Here is an 18,944-nt window from a genome sequence, read left to right on the forward strand (position 1 = left end):
ATGACCTGCAATGTCGTGCTTCGATTAGTCAACATTACAAAGAAGCCTCAAAAATATCCGGATGACGGCTCGATAATGCAATGATTTCATCTATGATGACTCTTATTTTAGGCAGAATGTAAGGTGTTTTTAGCCAAACAATACTGATGGGTGCTCCTTCGCCATTGAATTTCTCTAATACAGGGCATAATTGCCCATCATCAAGGTATTGCTTCACTAACCACACTGGTAGTTGAGCTAAACCTGCACCAGATAAAGCCGATTGCAAAATACCTTCACAGTCGGCTATCTCATGACGTGCTGAAATATCGACAGATTCGGTTGCCCCTTTAACATTTTTCAGTAGCCAGCTGTGCCTTTGTCCTATAGGCCAGCCGACGATGCAATCATGTTGGGCTAGATCTTCTTTTTTGGTAATCGGTGCTCGAGTTGCTAAATAAGAGGGAGAGGCACATATCACCCTTTTTTGCTCCCCAATTTTACGTGCAACAATATCGCCCGAGTTTTCTAAGTGCCCAACGCGGATCGCAAGATCAATCCCGTCACTGACTAAATCCGTAGGACGGTCATTAAAGGTAATAGATAGATCTAATTGCTCGAACTTGGACGTTAATTCTAGCAACTTGGGTAGGATAGCTCTTCTACCGAGAACTGCGGGTAAATCAATACGCACACGCCCTGATGGCAATAACTGTTGATTGCTTAAGCGCTTCTCTGCTTCCTCTAAAATAGTCATCGCTTTAAGGCAGTCTGCTAAATAGGAATCCCCATCATTGGTCAACGCGATGCGTCGAGTTGTTCGATGAAGGAGTTTGGTGCCTAGCTGCTTTTCTAGTCGAGCAACGCTTTTACTTAAAGCTGAACCGGTCATCCCAAGCGCTTGGGCCGCAAGGGTAAAACTCCTCAACTGCGCAACGCTGACAAAGTGACGAACTTCCACAAATTGGCTTTTTAACATCAATTAATTCCTTCATGGACTTTATGTTTGTCATTATATGGACTTAATAAGCAGGTGTGAATCGATTATTCTGCGTACATCAACGAGATGATTACATCGACTTTTCAATTAAGGTAAACATGATGAATAACTTCAATAGATTCAAAGGTAAGGTCGCTTTTATCCAAGGTGGCAGTCGCGGTATTGGTGCCGCCATTGTTGAGAGATTGGCACTGGAGGGGGCGTCTGTTGCTTTTACATTTGTGTCATCCCACGGAAAAGCCAAAGCGCTTGCGGAGAGCTTAACTTCACAAGGTGGCAAAGTCATCGCAATAAAGGCGGATAGCACTAAACCTGAAGATATCAGAAATGCAATCAGCGAAACCATAGAACAACTTGGTCAAATTGATATTGTCGTAAACAATTCAGGTACGCTGATCTGGGACAGTATTGAAAATTTGACGATGGATGATTGGGACAAGACCATCAATACCAACGTACGAAGTGTGTTTGTGGCGATTCATGAAGCCGCGAAGCACATGAATAATAACGGCAGAATAATCAATATCAGTAGTACGAACGCTCAGCGCATTCCTTTTGCTGGCGGTTCTATATATGGAATGAGCAAGTCTGCACTAACCGGATTGGCCAAAGGTCTCTCTCGCGATTTAGGCCCTAGAGGCATTACAGTCAACAACATTTTACCAGGTCCGGTAGATACCGACTTAAACCCAGACAATGGCAATACTTCAGAGCCTGTAAAAGCTATCGGTGCACTTGGTCGTTATGGTCAAGTTGAGGAGATTGCTAGCTTAGTAGCATTCGTCGCTAGCTCAGAAGCGGGTTATATCACTGGTGCTGATTTGATGATCGACGGTGGCTTTTCCGCTTAATCAAAATACACGGTCGAGTCACTCACGATTGATCAACCTAACCTCAAGCAATCATCACTTCATGATGAGCAAAGAGAAATACGATGATTGGCCTATATCAAAGGTCAATCATTCAGAGCCTATCAGTTTTGAACAGTTTTGCACGCTTGCTAATGACATCCAGTTGTTACCACATAAACATCCGATGTTAAAGATCGACATCCCAAATAAAACAGATAGCGCATTAAAAAATTAGCGTTATTAAAACAAATGCTTAGTCTTAATCCCACATTTCTAAACAGAGAGGTAAATTACTTCTATGGACGACCCCTTTAGGTGCCGTTTTATCCCATTGTCTTCTTGTATTAAGGAGATAAGCACATGTTAGAGCTCTTTCTACAACCCGAAATCTGGGTAGTATTTGCAACTTTATTGATTCTTGAAATTGTTTTGGGTGTCGATAATGTCGTCTTCATTTCTGTTCTATGTGAGCGGCTTCCCGAACAGCAACGCAAAGTTGCACGTAATTTAGGTATTGCTCTGGCTGTGTTAACGCGAATAGGTCTCGTGTTTTCTATTTCGTGGGTGATGTCTCTGACTAATCCTTTGCTGAGCTTCGCCCATACAACGTTCACCGGGCGAGATATTATTATGATATTGGGTGGTGGTTTTTTGTTGGCTAAAAGTGCGAAAGAACTTTGGTCGTGGTTGAGGCATACACCATCGTCATATTCGACTCAAGCTAGGACTGGACTAGCCATCGTGCTTCTCCAGATTGTGGCGGTAGATGCCGTTTTTTCTATGGATTCAGTCATAACCGCCGTTGGTTTAACATCTGAAGTGCCAGTTATGATAGCCGCTATTTTGACATCCGCGATCTTTATGATTTTAACGGCGCAAAAAATCAACGACTTAGTTACTCGTTACCCTGGATTTAAAACATTGGCTTTACTGTTTTTGGTTTTATTGGGCGGACTACTAATGGCGGAAGGTTTAGCCATTCATATCAATAAAGGCTATGTGTACTTTGCTATGGTTTTCGGACTAACGCTTGAGTTATGTCATATACAAATAAAAAACAAACAGAAGCGAACCTTAACGATCCAGCTAATTAAAGCATTCGAGTCTAAAACCGGTCAGGAGGTACTCTAACCTGTTAAGGGTTCTATACAAGGAATGACTAAAAAAATCATAAGCGATCATTGACTCCGTTGAGAAATTATTTTGTTTCTACATTCTCTAAAGGTTGTTGATAGATCAAAGAAGTACATCTTCAATATTTAGTTTGATCTATTTTATTTTCATAGGGTAATAAATGAAAAACTCCAAACCAGCTTGTCGTCTAGCTTTCGTAGGGTTGTTTATAGCAATAGTGGCTACCTTGTTTGCCAGTGTGGTCAAGGCAGAACCACTGACTACAGGTTGGTTGAAAAACCCCAACCACCCACCAGTCGAGACACGATTTGTCATCAGCGGGCAGGTTGATACCGAGAGTAAGACGGTTGCTGGTTTTCTAGAAGTGCGCTTAGCGGGGGACTGGAAAACCTATTGGAGAAGCCCTGGTGAAGGCGGGATCGCGCCAAGTATGACTTGGGATGGATCTAAAAACCTTAGTGACATTGTATGGCATTGGCCTCATCCAAAGAGATTTGAGCTTTTAGGTATTGAGACACTGGGCTATAAAGGCAACGTTATCTTTCCTATGACCCTACATGTAGATGATTTAGATTCCCCGGTGGTATTAGATGCAAATCTGACACTATCATCATGCACGACAGTCTGTGTTTTGACCGACTACCCTTTTGAAATATCATTTATTCCCTCAGAGCTGAAGCTTTCTGAATCTGCTATGCATATTTACGCTCAAGGGATGAGCTTAGTGCCTAAACCATCCCCTCTTATTAAAAATGTGAACGCTATCTGGGATGAACAAAATAGTAAGTTACAAGTCACTGTCGAGAATAGCATGGGTTGGACGGAGCCCGACATGTTAATAGATGGTACCACAGAAGAAGTCCGAGACTCGGCATTCACACAACCCGTTTTCGAGGTTGAAGGGAACAAACTGGTTGCGACATTTGACGTCACCAACTGGATGGGGACACCTCAGCTTGATGAGCAAACGATAACCGTCACTTTAGATGACAATAGCTTCATTGCTGAGCACGCCACTACAGTCAAATCTCAAATGATTATTGAAGATCGGGGCAATTTTAATATCGCTCAGATGATTCTATTCGCTTTGTTTGGTGGTTTCATTCTTAATATCATGCCGTGTGTCCTACCCGTTTTAGGAATGAAATTGAGTAGTATTGTCTTGACTCAAGGTTTAGAGAAAAGACAGATACGCTTTCAGTTTTTGTCTTCTTCCTTAGGTATCCTAGTTTCATTTTGGTTGATTGCACTATTTCTAACCGTCCTAAAGCTATCAGGTGGCGCTATTGGATGGGGGATCCAATTCCAGAACGCTTGGTTTATTGGATTAATGGTATCCATCACAGGCGTGTTTGGGGCAAATATGCTGGGGTTATTTGAAATACGCTTGTCCTCTAACGCAAACACGTGGCTAGCAACAAAAGGGGATAACTCATATAAAGGACACTTTACTCAAGGTATGTTTGCGACTTTGCTTGCCACGCCGTGTTCCGCTCCGTTTTTAGGCACAGCTGTGGCGTTTGCTCTCGCGACAAGTATTCCGGTTATGTTTTTGATATTCACGGCATTGGCTTTGGGTATGGCATCACCATGGATAGTTGTGGCTCTATTCCCATCGGTTGCACTAAGACTGCCAAAGCCGGGCCAATGGATGAATAAAATCAAGTTGTTATTTGGCTTTATGATGCTGATAACCAGTGTTTGGTTGTTAAGTCTGTTATCTAACCACGTGCCAATGTTATGGGTATATGTAATTTCAATAGTAGCTTTGGCTCTATTAGTCATGCGTACATTGCGTGTGTATGGAAAAAAGGTTGCCACATGGACAGGAGGTGCTCTGATTATATTAGTTTCAGCAAGTCTGGTTGTAGGCAGCATAACTTCTAATAAATCGGCCACATTACTCCCTCCTGAGCCAAACTGGGAGCCACTTTCAACAACAGCAATTGAAAATCATATTGCTGACGGAAAAGTTGTTTTTGTCAATGTTACTGCCGATTGGTGTATTACTTGTAAAGCGAATAAGATTGGTGTGTTACTACAAGACCCAGTCTATGGAGTGCTGCATCATTCAGAGGTTGTTGCAATGGAGGGCGACTGGACAGTACCTAGCCAAAGTGTAACGAGCTACCTGCAAGAAAATGGACGATTTGGTGTCCCATTCAATATCGTTTATGGTCCTAAAGCCCCTAATGGAATACCTCTTCCCATTATTCTTACAGATGAATCTGTGATAAGTGCGATTGAGACAGCGAACGGAAATAATAAAGAGTGAAATATAAAAAATTAAGGCGTTGGCTTAAAGAGATTGGTCTTTTCGTTTTTATTGCTGTTATCTTTTCGACCGGGTTGGATTTGTGGAGGCAACAGAGTATTTCTGTTGCTAATGCTCCCAACATTGTTGGCCAGTCGATTGATGGTAAAAGTGTCGATATATTTGAAATGAGTAAAGAAAAGCCTGTTATCGTTTACTTTTGGGCGACTTGGTGTCCAGTCTGTAAGTTTGTCAGCCCGACCATCAACTTGATAGATAAAATTGATTCTTATGAAGTTATTGGTGTGTCAATTAGTTCTGGACCTGATGACCGAATAGCGAAGTTTTTAGAAGCTCACCATTATGACTTTTCGAATTTGAATGATTCACGAGGATTGAATGCGAGAGCTTGGGGGATTTTAGTTACTCCGACGATCGCAGTTGTTAAAGGTGGTCAAATTCAATTCGTTACCACTGGTTTCACGACTCCTATTGGTCTCTTGGCTAGGATTTGGTTTGTATAATAATTGAGAAAATGAGATGAAGATTGTTTATAAAATATTGATTGCAAGTGTATTCGTTTCACCGCTTGCGTTAGCAACGACACATGATGATAAAATTAAAGACATTACTAAGATACTTCAAGAAAACCCTTTGATTATAGATAATCTCCATGAAAGCTTACACTTGTATGTGAATCAACAAAAAGCTTTCGAGGCTACAATCGCTGAAAATTACGACTATATGTACAATAACTCTAATCACACAAGCTTTGGTTCTAGTAATGCGAAAACTACGATCATTAATTTTACAGATTACAGTTGTCCTTGGTGCAAGAAATTAGATAGTGTGTTAGATCAACTTGTAGATAAATATCCCAATGATATTAAAGTTGTGAATATTTACGTGCCTATTAAAGAGATGTCAAGCCATTCCAACTCAGCGAGTTTTGCCTTAAATGTGTGGGAGAACCATCCAGAAAAGTTTGCTGAAACTCATGCGTTGCTTATTAAAAAACCAGGAATACATGATCATCGTTCTATTGAACGAATTGCTAAAAGACTAGGTCTTGAGAACCATATCAAATCAGATGCTTTGACCGATGAGATGCTTGCAAAAAACTACCAGATATTTAACCAGTTAGGTATGCGAGGAACGCCCGGAATGTTGTTAAATGGTCAAATAATTCCCGGATATATACCACTTGATAAGCTGGAAGCATTGGTGAAAGACTCCGCTGAGTAATTCGGATAGAAAGCTAAACCACCTCAAATTGAGTTATGCTTAAAACTGGCGTAGATAAGGGGTGGTAGCTGACTATGTATGAGGTAGATGTATGGTTGTAAACTAGAAGTTACTCCAAACATCAGAATGCGCCATCAAAGACCTTAATTTACAATTTTCTAAAGCTTTCTCAGCGGTAATCATCGCTAGCAAAGTTCTAGCCCAACATAAATTAGATTAAACATTCCTCGTCCATTGTTCTTAAGGTTTGTCCATACAAAAACTCATACTAACTGCCTTATCGAAATCCAGTTAATCGTATTAGTGCTTGAGTGCGCATAAATTTATGTTTACGACAGTTGCGTGGAACATCGTCAATGTTCGTATCCAGCTTATATGCTGTTTTTTAAAAGCTTTAAACTTTAAAACATAGTAAAAAGCGGCCACTTAATGAATGGAAGGAAACAAGCTATGAATGAGCATATTCAACGAGCTATCGAGTTAAGGGATAACGGTGATTTTGAAGGAAGCCGATAATTATTGGCCAATCTTCTTAGCAACGAAGATATCGTACCTCCATATGCATGGTCTTATGATAATCAAGGGCTTGAGTCAGAAGCAGTTCAGCATTATAACGCCGCACTAACTGGTGACCTCGTTGAGAAAGAGCATTTTGAGGCTCTATTTGGCCTGGCTAGCACGCAGAGAAGCCTCGGGAAATATCATGAAGCAGCCGTTCGGTTTGAAAAAGCATGCACTCATTTCCCCAATGCAAAGGAGGCGATGCCATTTTATGCAATGTGTTATATAACCTTGGAGAGCATAAAAACGCGGTTGAGATGTTGTTAAGCCTTTTGATTGACACTACAAGCTCAGAGACATTTTAACGTACAAACGAGCTATCAAGCTTTACGCGCAAGACTTAGATCGAACTTAGTAATTTTAAGGAATTGAAGCTGTGACCATTGATACGACACTCGCCATTGAACATGACATAAACGTCTATCTTGTTAATTCATTTACCAAAGGCGGATTAGGCGGAAATCCTGCTGGAGTTGTTTTAGGCCCACCTTCCCTTAGTACAGAACAAAAAACATACATCGCGCGACAGGTTGGCTTCTCTGAAACGGCCTTTGTGTACACCAATAAAGAAACAGATTTCAAGGTGGAATTTTTTACTGCTGAAGGGGAAGTGGACTTTTGTGGTCATGCCACTTTGGCTGCATTTTTCGTATTGGCTTCGCAGGGGTTCATTGAGCAAGGTTGTTACACACAACAAACAAAAGCAGGTATTCTCCATGTAGCCATCGATGATAGCTCTATTGTAATGGATCAAACCAAACCTCTGTTTCGTCGCGCTCCTCACGTTAAAGACATCGCTTATGCTATTGGCATATCTAGTGACGTGATTACGAGTACGGGATTGCCTATTGAAATCATCTCGACAGGTTTACCCGATATCATTGTCCCTGTGCAGACTGGACATTTAGATATCCTAAAGCCTAACTTTGCTGCGATATCGAAGCTAAGCCAAGAGTTCAATACTATCGGTTTCCACGTATTTGAACTTAGCAACGATAAGGCAACGATTGCCTATTGCCGAAATTTCGCACCTTTATATGGTATCAATGAAGAATCAGCGACAGGTAGTGCGAGTGGGGCTTTAGGTTGTTATCTTATTAAGCATGGCATCACTGATAGCTTAACGTTCGCTTTAGAGCAAGGACGCTCAATGGGGGCCTTATCTTTGATTCAAGTTACCATTGATTCTAAACAAGATATCATTCGCCGGGTTAGAGTCGGAGGTCAAGCGTCCTTGGAAGGAATGAAGGAAGTGCCGATAAGTTTATCTCACATTGAAGACCTACGACTTTGCAAGGTTTGGAATCGTTATTTTTCGGTATGTCCTATGCCATCAAAAGCGTAAGAGTTACGTCACTCTTAATGGTTTTTGATGGCGCAGTTCATTCCCTAAATCAGGACGGTGAACATCCTTGATATGAGGATTCATTAGTTTAAGTATCAAATTTTAATCTGAAACTGACAAGTTAGAGTGGAGGCTCTAACTCGGAAATGTCCAAAACTTTGTTAAACGTATGCTCATTGACACGATTATCTACGGGCATTGGCTATGATGTAGTAACTTTACAACGTAGGATTTAGATACCTACTCAAATATGCAGATTTTTGATGCAATTTTATGCGAACTTATTCTGCAAATATCTTTGTAACTATTTGAAAGCTCGTTCTGGCTATGCAGACTTATGCTGCAAGCATCACTTTTTGTCGCTGACAAACTTTATCCGTACACTCCCGATTTCTTCGTTTCAAAAGCTAATGCAATGATGTTTTATCATATTGCAATCTGAAACATACATTTTGTCCAAAGACATGCTGATTCATTTATAATCAATTATTATTGAAAGTTGATTTATTAATAACTATTGGTTTATGACTATGCTCAATCCTATTTGGTTAAACACTTTTAAAACATTAGTCGATATTGGGCACTTTACTAAAACGGCTGAGTTACTCCATATGACGCAACCTGGGGTAAGCCAGCACATAAATAAACTAGAAGCTGCTTGCGGTTATCCTTTGATAAAGAGATTTAACAAGAAATTTGAGTTAACAATCTATGGGCGGAAAGTTTACGATTATGCTGTCAAACACTTTGAAGAAGAGTTTGAGTTATTACAGAATTTGGCACACGACGAACCTTTCCGTGGTCGCTGTACTATAGGCTGTTCGGGGACTTTCGCGTGGCTGATTTATTCACAATTACTTTCTTTGCAAGTGAGTTATCCAGGCTTATCCATTGAGTTAGAAGCAACGCCAAACCATCGTATATTTGAGCAGATATTGCAGGGGAAACTGGATATAGGTCTAGTGACAAAAGAACCTAACCCTAAATATTTCGCGAGCCGTATTGTTGGTGCGGAGTGTCTTGCGCTTGTATTGCCACTGTCCGCAGACGAAAGCTTGCCTATAAATGACTTGTTAATAGAATTGGGAGTCGTTCGTCATCCAGATTTCGCTCACTACTTCCAAACATATGTCAATCAAGCGAATAATGATTTGCTTCGTCTAGTCGATTTGGATGATGTTTCGACGCAAAGCTATATTAACCAAGTGCACCAAATATTAGTTCCTATAGCTAAAGGGATTGGTTTTACAGTGGTTCCTCGATGGTGCGTTAACTTGTTCGCGGATAAAGAGCAGTTAAAAATATTCAACATTACTGCAGATATACAAGAACCTGTTTACTTGGTTAGCAAACTTAATTCACCTCTTGCTAGGCGTTATGAGCAAGTCATTGATGTTATTGATCACTCTTTTAAGGTTGTTTGACTTGATTGAACCTCACATAAGCAGATGATATTGGCATTAAAGCTTCATAGCTGACCTTTCAATAGAAACCAAAAAGGGCTGGTTGTGCTACCTGCCCTTGAAATTTTATTAATGCATCACAGATCGACTATTCGTAATCAGAGGCATAAGTTTCTTCGTATGAGTGCGAGTAAAGCTCAAATAGGTTACCAAATGGGTCTTCTAGATAAACCATTTTAGCGAGCTTGTTATCATCTTTTGGGTGGTAACGCATGATATCCATACGCGCTTTACCGCCATATTGTTCAATGCGCTTAATCGCGCCTTCAAAGTCGTCGGTTTGTAGACAGAAGTGGAAGATACCAAGGCGAGAGAAGTCTACTTCGTGACGCTCTTCGCGCTCTTTCATTTCAAACAATTCAACACCAATACCATCAGTTGTTACTAGATGTGCAATATTGAAACCTTTGAAACCCTCACCAAAAACAGCAATACACATGCGGCCAATCGCTGACTCTCGCTCTTCAATAACTTGTGTATTATTCATAACGATTTTTAAACCTAAAGCCTGAGTGTAGAACTCAACAGCTTTATCCATATCGCCAACCATAATACCGACGTGATTCATTTTCATAATTCGCTCCTAATACCTTTGATTTTTTGGCTTCGTTTCGATAGATGGGAGTATATGGAGATTGATGGATTAAATAAAATTATCAGTAATTATAAAAATGATAAATTTTAATTATAAGCGAAACGCAAGATGTCACCGTGTTAGAACCAATACAAATGGCGATAGTAGAAAATGATAATTTTCCGTATCTAAGCTAATCCGTGACAGGCTCATTTAGAAAAATCGTTCAGTTCAGATTTGGCCACACATTTGTTAGTGAGCTAAGTGGTATCGGATATTCAACGGCTCCTCATTCATTGAGTTGAAGAAAAAATCTCTTATTAAGGGATTCTTAAGTTACGTCCGTTATTTTTGTTTACAGAGTAAGCAAAAAGGAAATGCCGATGAAAACTATACGCTCAGCATCTGATCTGCAATTGGCCGTAATTGATCCTTCTCATCCTCGCTGGTTGGAAGCCATACACCTTGTGCGCGAGCGTTATCAGCAAGCGTTTGATGCACGCCTTATTACTTTTATGCCTGCTTATTTAGCTTTGCTTGATCATGACGAAATGAAATCCGTATGTGGTTTTCGCGTAGCGCAGCAAGAGCCTCTATTTCTCGAACAATACCTTGACCAACCTGCCGATGAAATTTTATCGCAGCGTTTTGATTGCCGAGTATCCCGAAGTGCTTTGATTGAATTTGGCCAACTGGCCTCTTTCGGTCGTGGTTTATCGGCACTGCACTTTACTTTGATCGCTCAACAGCTGGTTGATTTAGGGTATGAATGGTGCGTTTTTACAGCAACGGATCCACTGCATGCTTTGATGCGTCGATTTGGTTTACAACCGACATTGATCGCGAAAGCGTCAGCATCTTGCATTCCTAACGCCAACCAAATTTGGGGCAGTTATTACCAACACAGCCCTCGAATTTTAGCGGGAAATTTGGCGCAGGGGCTGGCGTTGCTCAACCGATTTCATTTAAACCAGAAACAAGCGTGAGGCCTTTGCTATGAACCGAATTTTATCGGCGCTTCATCAACATGCGCAGCAAAAGCCAGATAGCATTGCCTTCATTGGGCACAATGCCAAACAAGAAAAGATAGCGCTGAGCTATCAACAGCTCTTAGAAAAGGTGGAAGCCACAGCACGCACATTACGCCAGTGGCAGGTTCAGCGTATTGCATTAAAAGCTGGAAATAGTTTGGATTGGGTGATCATCGATCTTGCGGCCATGCACGCAAAAATAGTGCTCGTTCCTGTACCTACTTTCTTTAGCAAGGCACAGGTTGAACACTTACTGTATGAATCAGGGGTTGATGTTTGCTTAGGTGATTGGCCAACGCTAGGTGAACCTTTCTCAACGCTCAGCCATCTACCTGCTTTTGTCTATTTGGCGAATCCATCAGCACAGGTGTTGCCTTTGACGCAAAAAATCACCTTTACGTCTGGGTCCACCGGAACGCCGAAAGGGGTGTGTTTGAGTGACGAAAACATGCAAGCGGTCACGCTGGCGATCGCAGAGAAAATGTCCGCGCAAGTTGAGCGTCACCTCGTGATGCTGCCTCTCTCAACCTTGTTAGAAAACATCACGGGTGTGTATGTTCCTTTGGTTCTGGGTGTGACATCAACAGTTGTCTGTGGCAGCGAAGTGGGTTTGACCGGTTCTAGCCAGTTCTGTGGCGCAACGTTCGCACTCGCACTGCAACAGTTTCAGCCGTCAAGCTTGGTGTTAACGCCAGCGTTATTGTTGGCATTAATTGAAGTCGTCAAGCAGAGCCCAGCTCTTGCGCAGCCTTTACGCTGGGTTGCCGTGGGCGGGGCGCGAGTGGCTCCCCAATTAATTGACGCAGCTCGCCAGCTCGGCATTCCCGCTTTTGAAGGGTATGGTTTGTCTGAAAGTGCTTCGGTCGTGAGTATGAATACACCCCAACAAAATAAGCCGGGGTCGTGCGGACAGGTGCTGTCTCATCTTCAGGTTTCGCTGGCACAAGATGGCGAATTGTTAGTTAAAGGCAACACGGCTTTGGGGTATTTAGGTGAGCCGTTTAGCCACGAGTGGTTGTCAACTGGCGATATGGCCACAATCGATGATGAGGTTTTTTTAACCATCATCGGGCGTAAAAAGAACCTCATCATCACCAGTTTTGGGCGTAACGTGGCCCCTGAATGGATTGAATCTCAAGCATTGGCTTTGATTGCACACCATCGATTTGTGGTGGTGGGCGACGGGCAGGCAGGCCTCACGGCCGTCAGTGACAGTCCTTTACCTGATCTCGTTACGCGCGTGCAACAGCTCAATAGCGTGTTGCCCGATTACGCACACATCACGCAGCTTTGGTTGGTGAGCGATACTCATTGCTGGCAAAAGTGGCTGACCGCTAATGGTCGCCCAAAACGCTTAGCTATTGAAAACGCACTGCAAGAGGCTCGCTTGGCGCGCCACACCACTAATCCACAGACGGTTTTTATCTCTATTCCTTCCTTCTATTCAATGGCTGAGGAGCTTTAAAATGAGCAAATTTTTCCATATTTTAAAAACACAAACTGAGCCAGCACAGCAGCAGATGTTGCAAGCTCCGGTATTTGATGCCTGCGCAAGAGGTGAGATCAGCCTAGAGATGTATATTCGTTTTCTCACTCAAGCTTATCACCATGTTAAACATACGGTGCCACTGCTGATGGCATGTGGCAGCCGCTTAGGCGATGAATATGAGTGGGTACGAACGGCGATTGCCGAGTACATCGATGAAGAAAAAGGCCACCAAGAGTGGATCTTGAACGATATTAAAGCGTGCGGTGGTGATGTGGACGCAGTGCGTCATAATGAGGGTGCAGGGCGCGTCAGCGCTTCCATCGAACTCATGGTGGCGTATCTCTATCACCAGATTGATCGCGCTAACCCGTTGAGCTTATTTGGCATGGTGTGGGTACTTGAAGGAACCAGTGTGGGTGTCGGTGGGAATATCGCACGGTTAGTCAAACAGCGTTTGGAGCTTCCTGATGCGGCGATGACCTATCTCACTTCGCACAGTGAACTTGACCAAGGGCACATCCGCTTTTTTGAATCGTTAATGAACAACATTCAGTGTGTATCCGATCAAGCGGCCATCATCCGCTCTGCAAACATGGTGTTTGATCTGTATGGGCAGATGCTGCGAGAACTACCGCTTCCTTGCGAGTCAATGGTGCATGCAGGTTCGCAAGATTTAGCTTCGCAAGGTGTAAGGTCGCAATATGGATCTTAATCATCAACATGTTTTACTCACCGGCGCTTCCGGTGGTATCGGGCAACGCATCGCATTGCTGCTTGCTAAGCAAGGAGCCAGTCTAGTTCTGGTGGCTCGTGATGGTCAAAAACTCGAGCAACTTCGGCAAACGCTACCCATGCCTGAGAAGCATCTGATTTTGAGTGCAGATTTAAGCACAGAGTCAGGAATAGAGCAGATCAACACCTTCATTCAGCGCTTTTTTATGGGCCAGAAACGAATCAGTGTGGTGATCAATAATGCGGGCATTAACCAGTTTCGCTTATTAGCTAGACGAACCGCAGTTTCAGTACAACAGGAGCTGCATTTGAATTTACTTACTCCGATGCAACTGACTCAATCGGCGATACATTGGTTGAATAAACCGGGGATTATTTTAAATATTGGCTCAAGTTTAGGGGCTATTGGTTACCCGGGTTATGCCACGTACTGCGCTACCAAAGCAGGGTTGCACCGTTTTAGTGAAGCGATGCAGCGTGAGCTTGAGGGGACGGGTATCAAAGTACTTTACCTAGCGCCGCGAGCGACCAATACCGAGCTGAATAATGACACGGTGAACCAGTTTAACCAAGCCGTAGGCAATCACTGTGATGAGCCAGAGGTTGTTGCCCAACATGTGCTTAGTATGCTCGAAAGCGAATCAACAACTCGCTGGATTGGCTGGCCTGAAAAAGTGTTGGTACGATTAAATCAACTATGGCCAGCAGTGATTTCGTCGGCAATTAAAAAGCAGCAAGCGACCATTCTTGCCTTTTTGAACCGTTAAAGCGTGATAACTCAAGGAGAACAACATATGAAAACTGTGTTTAAATGGGCCAGTGCATTGGTCATCTTTGCGGTAAGCACGACACCCGCTTTTGCGATCACCCCTTTAGCTCAGGTTCAATCTGATTGGGCCAAATGCCAATACAAAATGAAGTCGAGCGATGATCAAGAACGTTGTTTTGAACGTGTCATTATGCGTAACACCTTAGAGATGCAATCAAGCAACAGCCCAGAACTCAAAGTGTGGCTTGCCATCAATAAATCCTCATTAGCGGGCGTAAAAGGTGGGTTGGGTGCGCTATCTTTAGTGAAAGAGGCGAAATTATTGTACGAAGAGGTTATCGATCAAGCGCCTAATACTTTAGATGGCTCGGCTTTTACAAGTTTAGGCACCTTATATTACAAAGTGCCCGGCTGGCCAGTGGCTTTTGGCGACGACGTTAAAGCGGAAGAGTTGCTGCAAAGAGCGCTGCTGATTAACCCGACAGGAATTGATGCCAACTATTTTTACGGTGATTTTCTTGCCGAGCAGGGCAGAACCGATGAAGCAAGAAAGTACCTGTTGCAAGCACAACAAGCACCAGCAAGGCCACAAAGAGCGATTGCCGATGCTGGGCGTCAGCAAGAAATTGCTCTTTTGTTGGAGAATTTAAAATAACGTATGCGTTTATTATTAGTCGAAGATGACAAACAACTGGGCGAGTCAATGCAGGTGGCGTTGACTCGCCAAGGTTATACGGTGGATTGGCTAGAAAAAGGTGGCGGCGTGGCGTGTGCGCTCAAAACTGAACAGTTTTCGGCGGTGATCTTGGATTTAACCTTACCGGATATGGATGGTCTTGAGGTGTTGCGTGGCATTAGAAACGCTGGTTATTCGCTGCCTGTGATGATCCTAACGGCGCGTGATGATATTAGCGATCGCGTCAAAGGGTTAGATGGTGGAGCCGATGAATACATTGGCAAACCCTTTGCGCTAGAAGAGCTATTGGCACGTTTACGGCTTATCATTCGTCGCAGCTCGGGCAGCGCCGAGGCTCTGATTTCGATTGGTGATCTGAGCCTCTCTCTTTCCAAGCAGGAGATTGAATATCGTCAGCAACCCCTCAAACTGACGCGTAATGAATATAAAATTCTCGCCAGTTTGATCACTCAAGCAGGGCGAGTGATGAGCAAAGAGCTATTGCAACAAGCGCTTCATGGTTGGGACGAAGGCAGCAGTGACAACGCTATCGAAGTTCACATTCATAACTTGCGTAAAAAAATGCCAGAAAATGTCATCAAAAATATCCGTGGTGTGGGGTATATGATTGAAAAATAAAAAAATATTTTCGATTAAACGTCGTTTAACACAGTCGGCTGTATGGTTAAGCGGTGGCTTACTGCTCATTTCTCTTTATTTCAGTTTTTCTACTGCTCAACATGAAGTTGAGGAGGTCTACGATGCGCGCTTAGGTCAATCGGCAAAATTACTGTTGATGGCGACTTCTGTCTCTATAAAAGAAGGAGACAATGCCGATCTTCATCAACAGTTTGATCAGTGGATGCAAAGCATTGAACGTCTTTCGCAAGCCAACAAGGAGATGGCAACGCAGTATGGTCACCCTTATGAGCGGTACATTCTGTTTCAGTTTTATCGAGATGGTCAGTTGATGTATAGCTCTGATAGTCAGCAACCCGCTTTTAGCAGCAATGCCAGCAATAATGGATTTGGCAACGTCACCATTGATGGCCAAACATGGCGTTATTTTCAATTGGCGCAACCTCATTCTGATCACGGTTCGGAATACATTCTGGTTGCGGAAAAACAGAGTATTCGTGATGAAATGGTCAATGAAATTGCACTGTCGACCGCGTTGCCGCAATTGATCTTGATCCCATGCGTTATCTTGGTGCTGGTGATGCTTATTGGACGAAGTTTCAAACCACTGCAAGAACTAAAATCAGCAATCGCCATTCGCAGTGTCCATAAGTTGGATCGCATTTACGTTACAGAACAAACCACCGAACTCTCACCATTAGTAGAGACACTCAACCAACTGTTGGCTCAATTAGAATTGGCTTGGCAGCGAGAAAAACGCTTCACGCGCATGGCTGCTCATGAACTTAAAACACCACTAACGGTATTGAGATTAAATGCCGAAAACGCCATGCTCAGCCAGAATGAGCAGCAACTGAAATATGATCTGGACATGATTCTTAAGGGTATTGAGCGTACTGACCGCCTTATTCATCAGTTGTTGATGTTAGCCAAAGTCGAAAGCACTATGGAATTGTCATCACAAACGGTCGATCTCTCAGTCTCTATTAAGCAAGTTATCGCAGACCTTGCGCCGTTAGCGTTAAAGCACGACCAACAATTGAGCTTTGAAGGGCAGAGTTTGTCGGTTCAAGGCGACGAGCTATTACTCGGCGTGTTGTTTAAAAACTTAATCGATAATGCGATGCGCTATTCTGGCGTACACAGCCACATTGATATTACGTTGCATGGCGATGATCAGTTTATTCAAGTGAATGTGACTGATAGCGGCCCCAACATCACGAACGAAGCCCGAGAAAAAATATTTGATAACTTTTATCGAGCTAACAGTGAAAAAGGCGATGGGGCGGGGCTTGGAATGTCGATTTGCCGTGATATCGCCGCGCTGCATAATGCCACCGTCGAGTTGCTGCCGAGACACAACGACAGCAACATCTTCAGGGTTTGTTTTCATCTAAGTTAACGGGTCTCTTCTGTTTTTATCCATACTCTTTAGCGGCATGGCGCAAAAATATCTTGCGCTTTCTCGTATGCATTGGTTGATACATCCATAATGCCAAGTAAAGAGTGAAAGAGATTACTTTGAGCATAGGGCTGAGTGGCTGTTTGACGTAAACAGGTTTGATTCACGCCTTTCGTTCGGGCAAATTCGTCAGATAACCAGACTAAAAGCGGTACTTGAGTTTGATAATCGGGTGCTAGGCTGTACGGCATACCATGTAAGAACAGTCCATTTTCTCCCAGTGATTCTCCATGGTCGGAGACATAAATCAATGCGGTGTTGTATTGCGCTTGCAGTGACTTTAGCTTTTCAATCAGCTGCGCCAAAACAAAATCTGTGTAACGAATAGTGTTGTCGTAAGTATTCACTATCTGCTCAACGCTGCAATTTTCAATATCCGCTCTTGGGCAATCAGGTTGATATTTCGCCATGTCTTTAGGATAGCGCTTAAAGTAGGTTGGCCCGTGACTTCCAATAATGTGCATGAAAATCATTCGGTTACCAGTTTGGTTGGCAATTTCTTCATCTAAGTTGTCTAGCATTGTGACGTCATAACAAGTGCTGCCGTCACATCGGCCTTCTCGCGCAGTTTTATCCAGCTCTTTCTGCGGAATATTTTTCGCGACGCCTTTATCGCCTCCATCATTCTCTTTCCATAAGAGGTCGACGCCTGCGCGCTGCAAGATATCGAGGACGTTGTCTTGGTTATCCGCTTTGGTACGATCAAAATTATGACGATCCATATTGGAAAATAAACAAGGTACAGAGACCGCTGTCGCAGTACCACAAGAGGCGACATCACTGAAAAATATAGGCTGATAAGGCGCGGTATAAGCATTGGTATCACGTGTGTAGCCGTAGTATTGGTAATTTTGTGCGCGAGCCGTTTCTCCTAGCACAAATAAGACTAAGGTTGGTTTTTCTGCATCACGGCTATGGGTAGTTTTCGGTTGCTGCTGCGCATCAGCGCCGATAATTTGATACACCACGGGCTCGGTAAAATAACGATCTTTCACAAGACCGTAAGCGCTATAGACAAAGTGAGTGGGTATGATCATTTTCTTGAGGTAACTATTGTTGCGCCCAACCGACGAATAGTTCTGATAATACAGCGCCGCAATAATGATGATGCCGAGTAAAGAGAGCAATATTGATAGCGCTTTATAGCCTAAAAAGCGGGAAATGGATTTTTCTACTTTAAGTGGCGAAAGCAGTAATAGAGCGGCAGGGAGGATGCCCAACGCTGAGATCCAGACAATGGAATAGAGACTGACATAAGAGCCTGCCTCACTGCTATTGGTTTCAACGACATTGATCAACATGTCTCGGTCGACAATCGTGCCGTAATTGTAACTCGCATAACTCACCACAGCAGAAAGGATGAGTAAGACCGCAAAAAAAGGTTTTAGAAAATAAGGCCACGCAAACAGTTGGAAAATAACGTTCAGCGCCAAAAAGAAAAAAATCGGTATTGAGAAGGCAAACCCCCAATTGAACTGCTCAGCAGCCGAAAAAATCTGTGCCAACTTGGCATAAATAGGAATGTTGAGTACCAAGCTGAAATAGAGAGCAAGCAACAAGGTAATACTTGCGTATGAGAAGCGAGGATTTTTCATTGTGGGTTCCATAACATACCGTGTGATGAGAAGACGTTATGGAACTTATAAAGATCTTTTCTTAATAAAGGCTTAAGAAATTCAATCGTTAGAATGAGATGAGTTTTTGGTAGTTACTTATCTTAGTACCTTGCGCACCTTGTCG

At 43.0% G+C, this 18,944-nt stretch carries 17 protein-coding genes and 1 pseudogene; 15 read left to right on the forward strand and 3 right to left on the reverse strand.

The genetic code is table 11. The features are described 5' to 3' along the window. Positions 1-34: 34 nt before the first annotated feature. Entirely contained in the window at positions 35-958 is a 924-nt protein-coding gene (locus NB504_RS14855; protein ID WP_258429196.1) for a LysR family transcriptional regulator, read from the reverse strand. Positions 959-1,077: 119 nt separating this feature from the next. On the opposite strand from NB504_RS14855, the gene NB504_RS14860 reads away from it, so the two are divergent. From NB504_RS14860 to NB504_RS14895, 8 genes and pseudogenes are all read left to right on the forward strand, one after another. Further along, on the forward strand, positions 1,078-1,830 hold the full coding sequence (locus NB504_RS14860) for a 3-oxoacyl-ACP reductase family protein (RefSeq protein WP_258429197.1): 753 nt from the start codon (positions 1,078-1,080) through the stop codon (positions 1,828-1,830). A 360-nt stretch (positions 1,831-2,190) separates the two neighbouring features. Next, positions 2,191-2,961, forward strand: a complete 771-nt coding sequence (locus tag NB504_RS14865; protein WP_258429199.1) for a TerC family protein — start codon at positions 2,191-2,193, stop codon at positions 2,959-2,961. A 163-nt stretch (positions 2,962-3,124) separates the two neighbouring features. Beyond that, the gene (locus NB504_RS14870) at positions 3,125-5,239 is read left to right on the forward strand and encodes a protein-disulfide reductase DsbD (RefSeq protein ID WP_258429201.1); all 2,115 of its coding nucleotides are present in this window, start codon (positions 3,125-3,127) and stop codon (positions 5,237-5,239) included. After that, positions 5,236-5,742 carry a protein disulfide oxidoreductase gene (locus NB504_RS14875; protein ID WP_258429202.1) on the forward strand — a complete coding sequence of 169 codons (507 nt, stop codon included), beginning with the start codon at positions 5,236-5,238 and terminating at the stop codon, positions 5,740-5,742. The genes NB504_RS14870 and NB504_RS14875 overlap by 4 nt, the downstream gene beginning before the upstream one ends. A gap of 16 nt (positions 5,743-5,758) precedes the next feature. Beyond that, positions 5,759-6,463 (forward strand): DsbA family protein, encoded by a 705-nt coding sequence (locus NB504_RS14880; protein WP_258429203.1) that lies wholly within the window; start codon positions 5,759-5,761, stop codon positions 6,461-6,463. A 450-nt stretch (positions 6,464-6,913) separates the two neighbouring features. Beyond that, positions 6,914-7,379, forward strand: a pseudogene (locus tag NB504_RS14885) (tetratricopeptide repeat protein). Between the two features lie 21 nt (positions 7,380-7,400). Next, the gene (locus tag NB504_RS14890) at positions 7,401-8,369 is read left to right on the forward strand and encodes a PhzF family phenazine biosynthesis protein (protein WP_222715990.1); all 969 of its coding nucleotides are present in this window, start codon (positions 7,401-7,403) and stop codon (positions 8,367-8,369) included. A 524-nt stretch (positions 8,370-8,893) separates the two neighbouring features. Beyond that, complete coding sequence (locus tag NB504_RS14895; RefSeq protein WP_194662260.1) at positions 8,894-9,793, forward strand: LysR family transcriptional regulator; 900 nt, start codon at positions 8,894-8,896, stop codon at positions 9,791-9,793. Positions 9,794-9,920: 127 nt separating this feature from the next. Here NB504_RS14895 and NB504_RS14900 read toward each other — a convergent pair whose 3' ends face one another. Next, positions 9,921-10,406, reverse strand: a complete 486-nt coding sequence (locus NB504_RS14900) for a VOC family protein (RefSeq protein ID WP_170895372.1) — start codon at positions 10,404-10,406, stop codon at positions 9,921-9,923. Positions 10,407-10,783: 377 nt separating this feature from the next. Between NB504_RS14900 and NB504_RS14905 the strand changes: the two genes are divergently transcribed. From NB504_RS14905 to NB504_RS14935, 7 genes are all read left to right on the forward strand, one after another. Then, positions 10,784-11,392 carry a thermostable hemolysin gene (locus tag NB504_RS14905; protein ID WP_013856449.1) on the forward strand — a complete coding sequence of 203 codons (609 nt, stop codon included), beginning with the start codon at positions 10,784-10,786 and terminating at the stop codon, positions 11,390-11,392. A 10-nt stretch (positions 11,393-11,402) separates the two neighbouring features. Then, positions 11,403-12,902 carry an AMP-binding protein gene (locus NB504_RS14910; RefSeq protein WP_258429207.1) on the forward strand — a complete coding sequence of 500 codons (1,500 nt, stop codon included), beginning with the start codon at positions 11,403-11,405 and terminating at the stop codon, positions 12,900-12,902. Between the two features lies 1 nt (position 12,903). Continuing rightward, on the forward strand, positions 12,904-13,638 hold the full coding sequence (locus tag NB504_RS14915) for a TenA family transcriptional regulator (protein ID WP_094145478.1): 735 nt from the start codon (positions 12,904-12,906) through the stop codon (positions 13,636-13,638). Then, positions 13,628-14,425, forward strand: a complete 798-nt coding sequence (locus NB504_RS14920) for an SDR family oxidoreductase (protein ID WP_258429209.1) — start codon at positions 13,628-13,630, stop codon at positions 14,423-14,425. The genes NB504_RS14915 and NB504_RS14920 overlap by 11 nt, the downstream gene beginning before the upstream one ends. Before the next feature lie 27 nt (positions 14,426-14,452). Beyond that, complete coding sequence (locus NB504_RS14925) at positions 14,453-15,082, forward strand: tetratricopeptide repeat protein (RefSeq protein WP_176212345.1); 630 nt, start codon at positions 14,453-14,455, stop codon at positions 15,080-15,082. Between the two features lie 3 nt (positions 15,083-15,085). Further along, positions 15,086-15,742, forward strand: coding sequence for a response regulator (locus tag NB504_RS14930; protein WP_013856454.1), 657 nt, complete (start codon positions 15,086-15,088; stop codon positions 15,740-15,742). Between the two features lie 61 nt (positions 15,743-15,803). After that, positions 15,804-17,144 (forward strand): sensor histidine kinase, encoded by a 1,341-nt coding sequence (locus tag NB504_RS14935; protein WP_258429401.1) that lies wholly within the window; start codon positions 15,804-15,806, stop codon positions 17,142-17,144. A gap of 29 nt (positions 17,145-17,173) precedes the next feature. Here the strand turns inward: NB504_RS14935 and NB504_RS14940 are convergent, their stop codons facing one another. Then, positions 17,174-18,811, reverse strand: coding sequence for a phosphoethanolamine transferase (locus NB504_RS14940; protein WP_258429214.1), 1,638 nt, complete (start codon positions 18,809-18,811; stop codon positions 17,174-17,176). Positions 18,812-18,944: the final 133 nt, after the last annotated feature.

This window comes from Vibrio sp. RM-69-4 (genome assembly GCF_024743775.1).
In the GTDB taxonomy this organism is placed as follows: Bacteria; Pseudomonadota; Gammaproteobacteria; order Enterobacterales; family Vibrionaceae; genus Vibrio; species Vibrio anguillarum.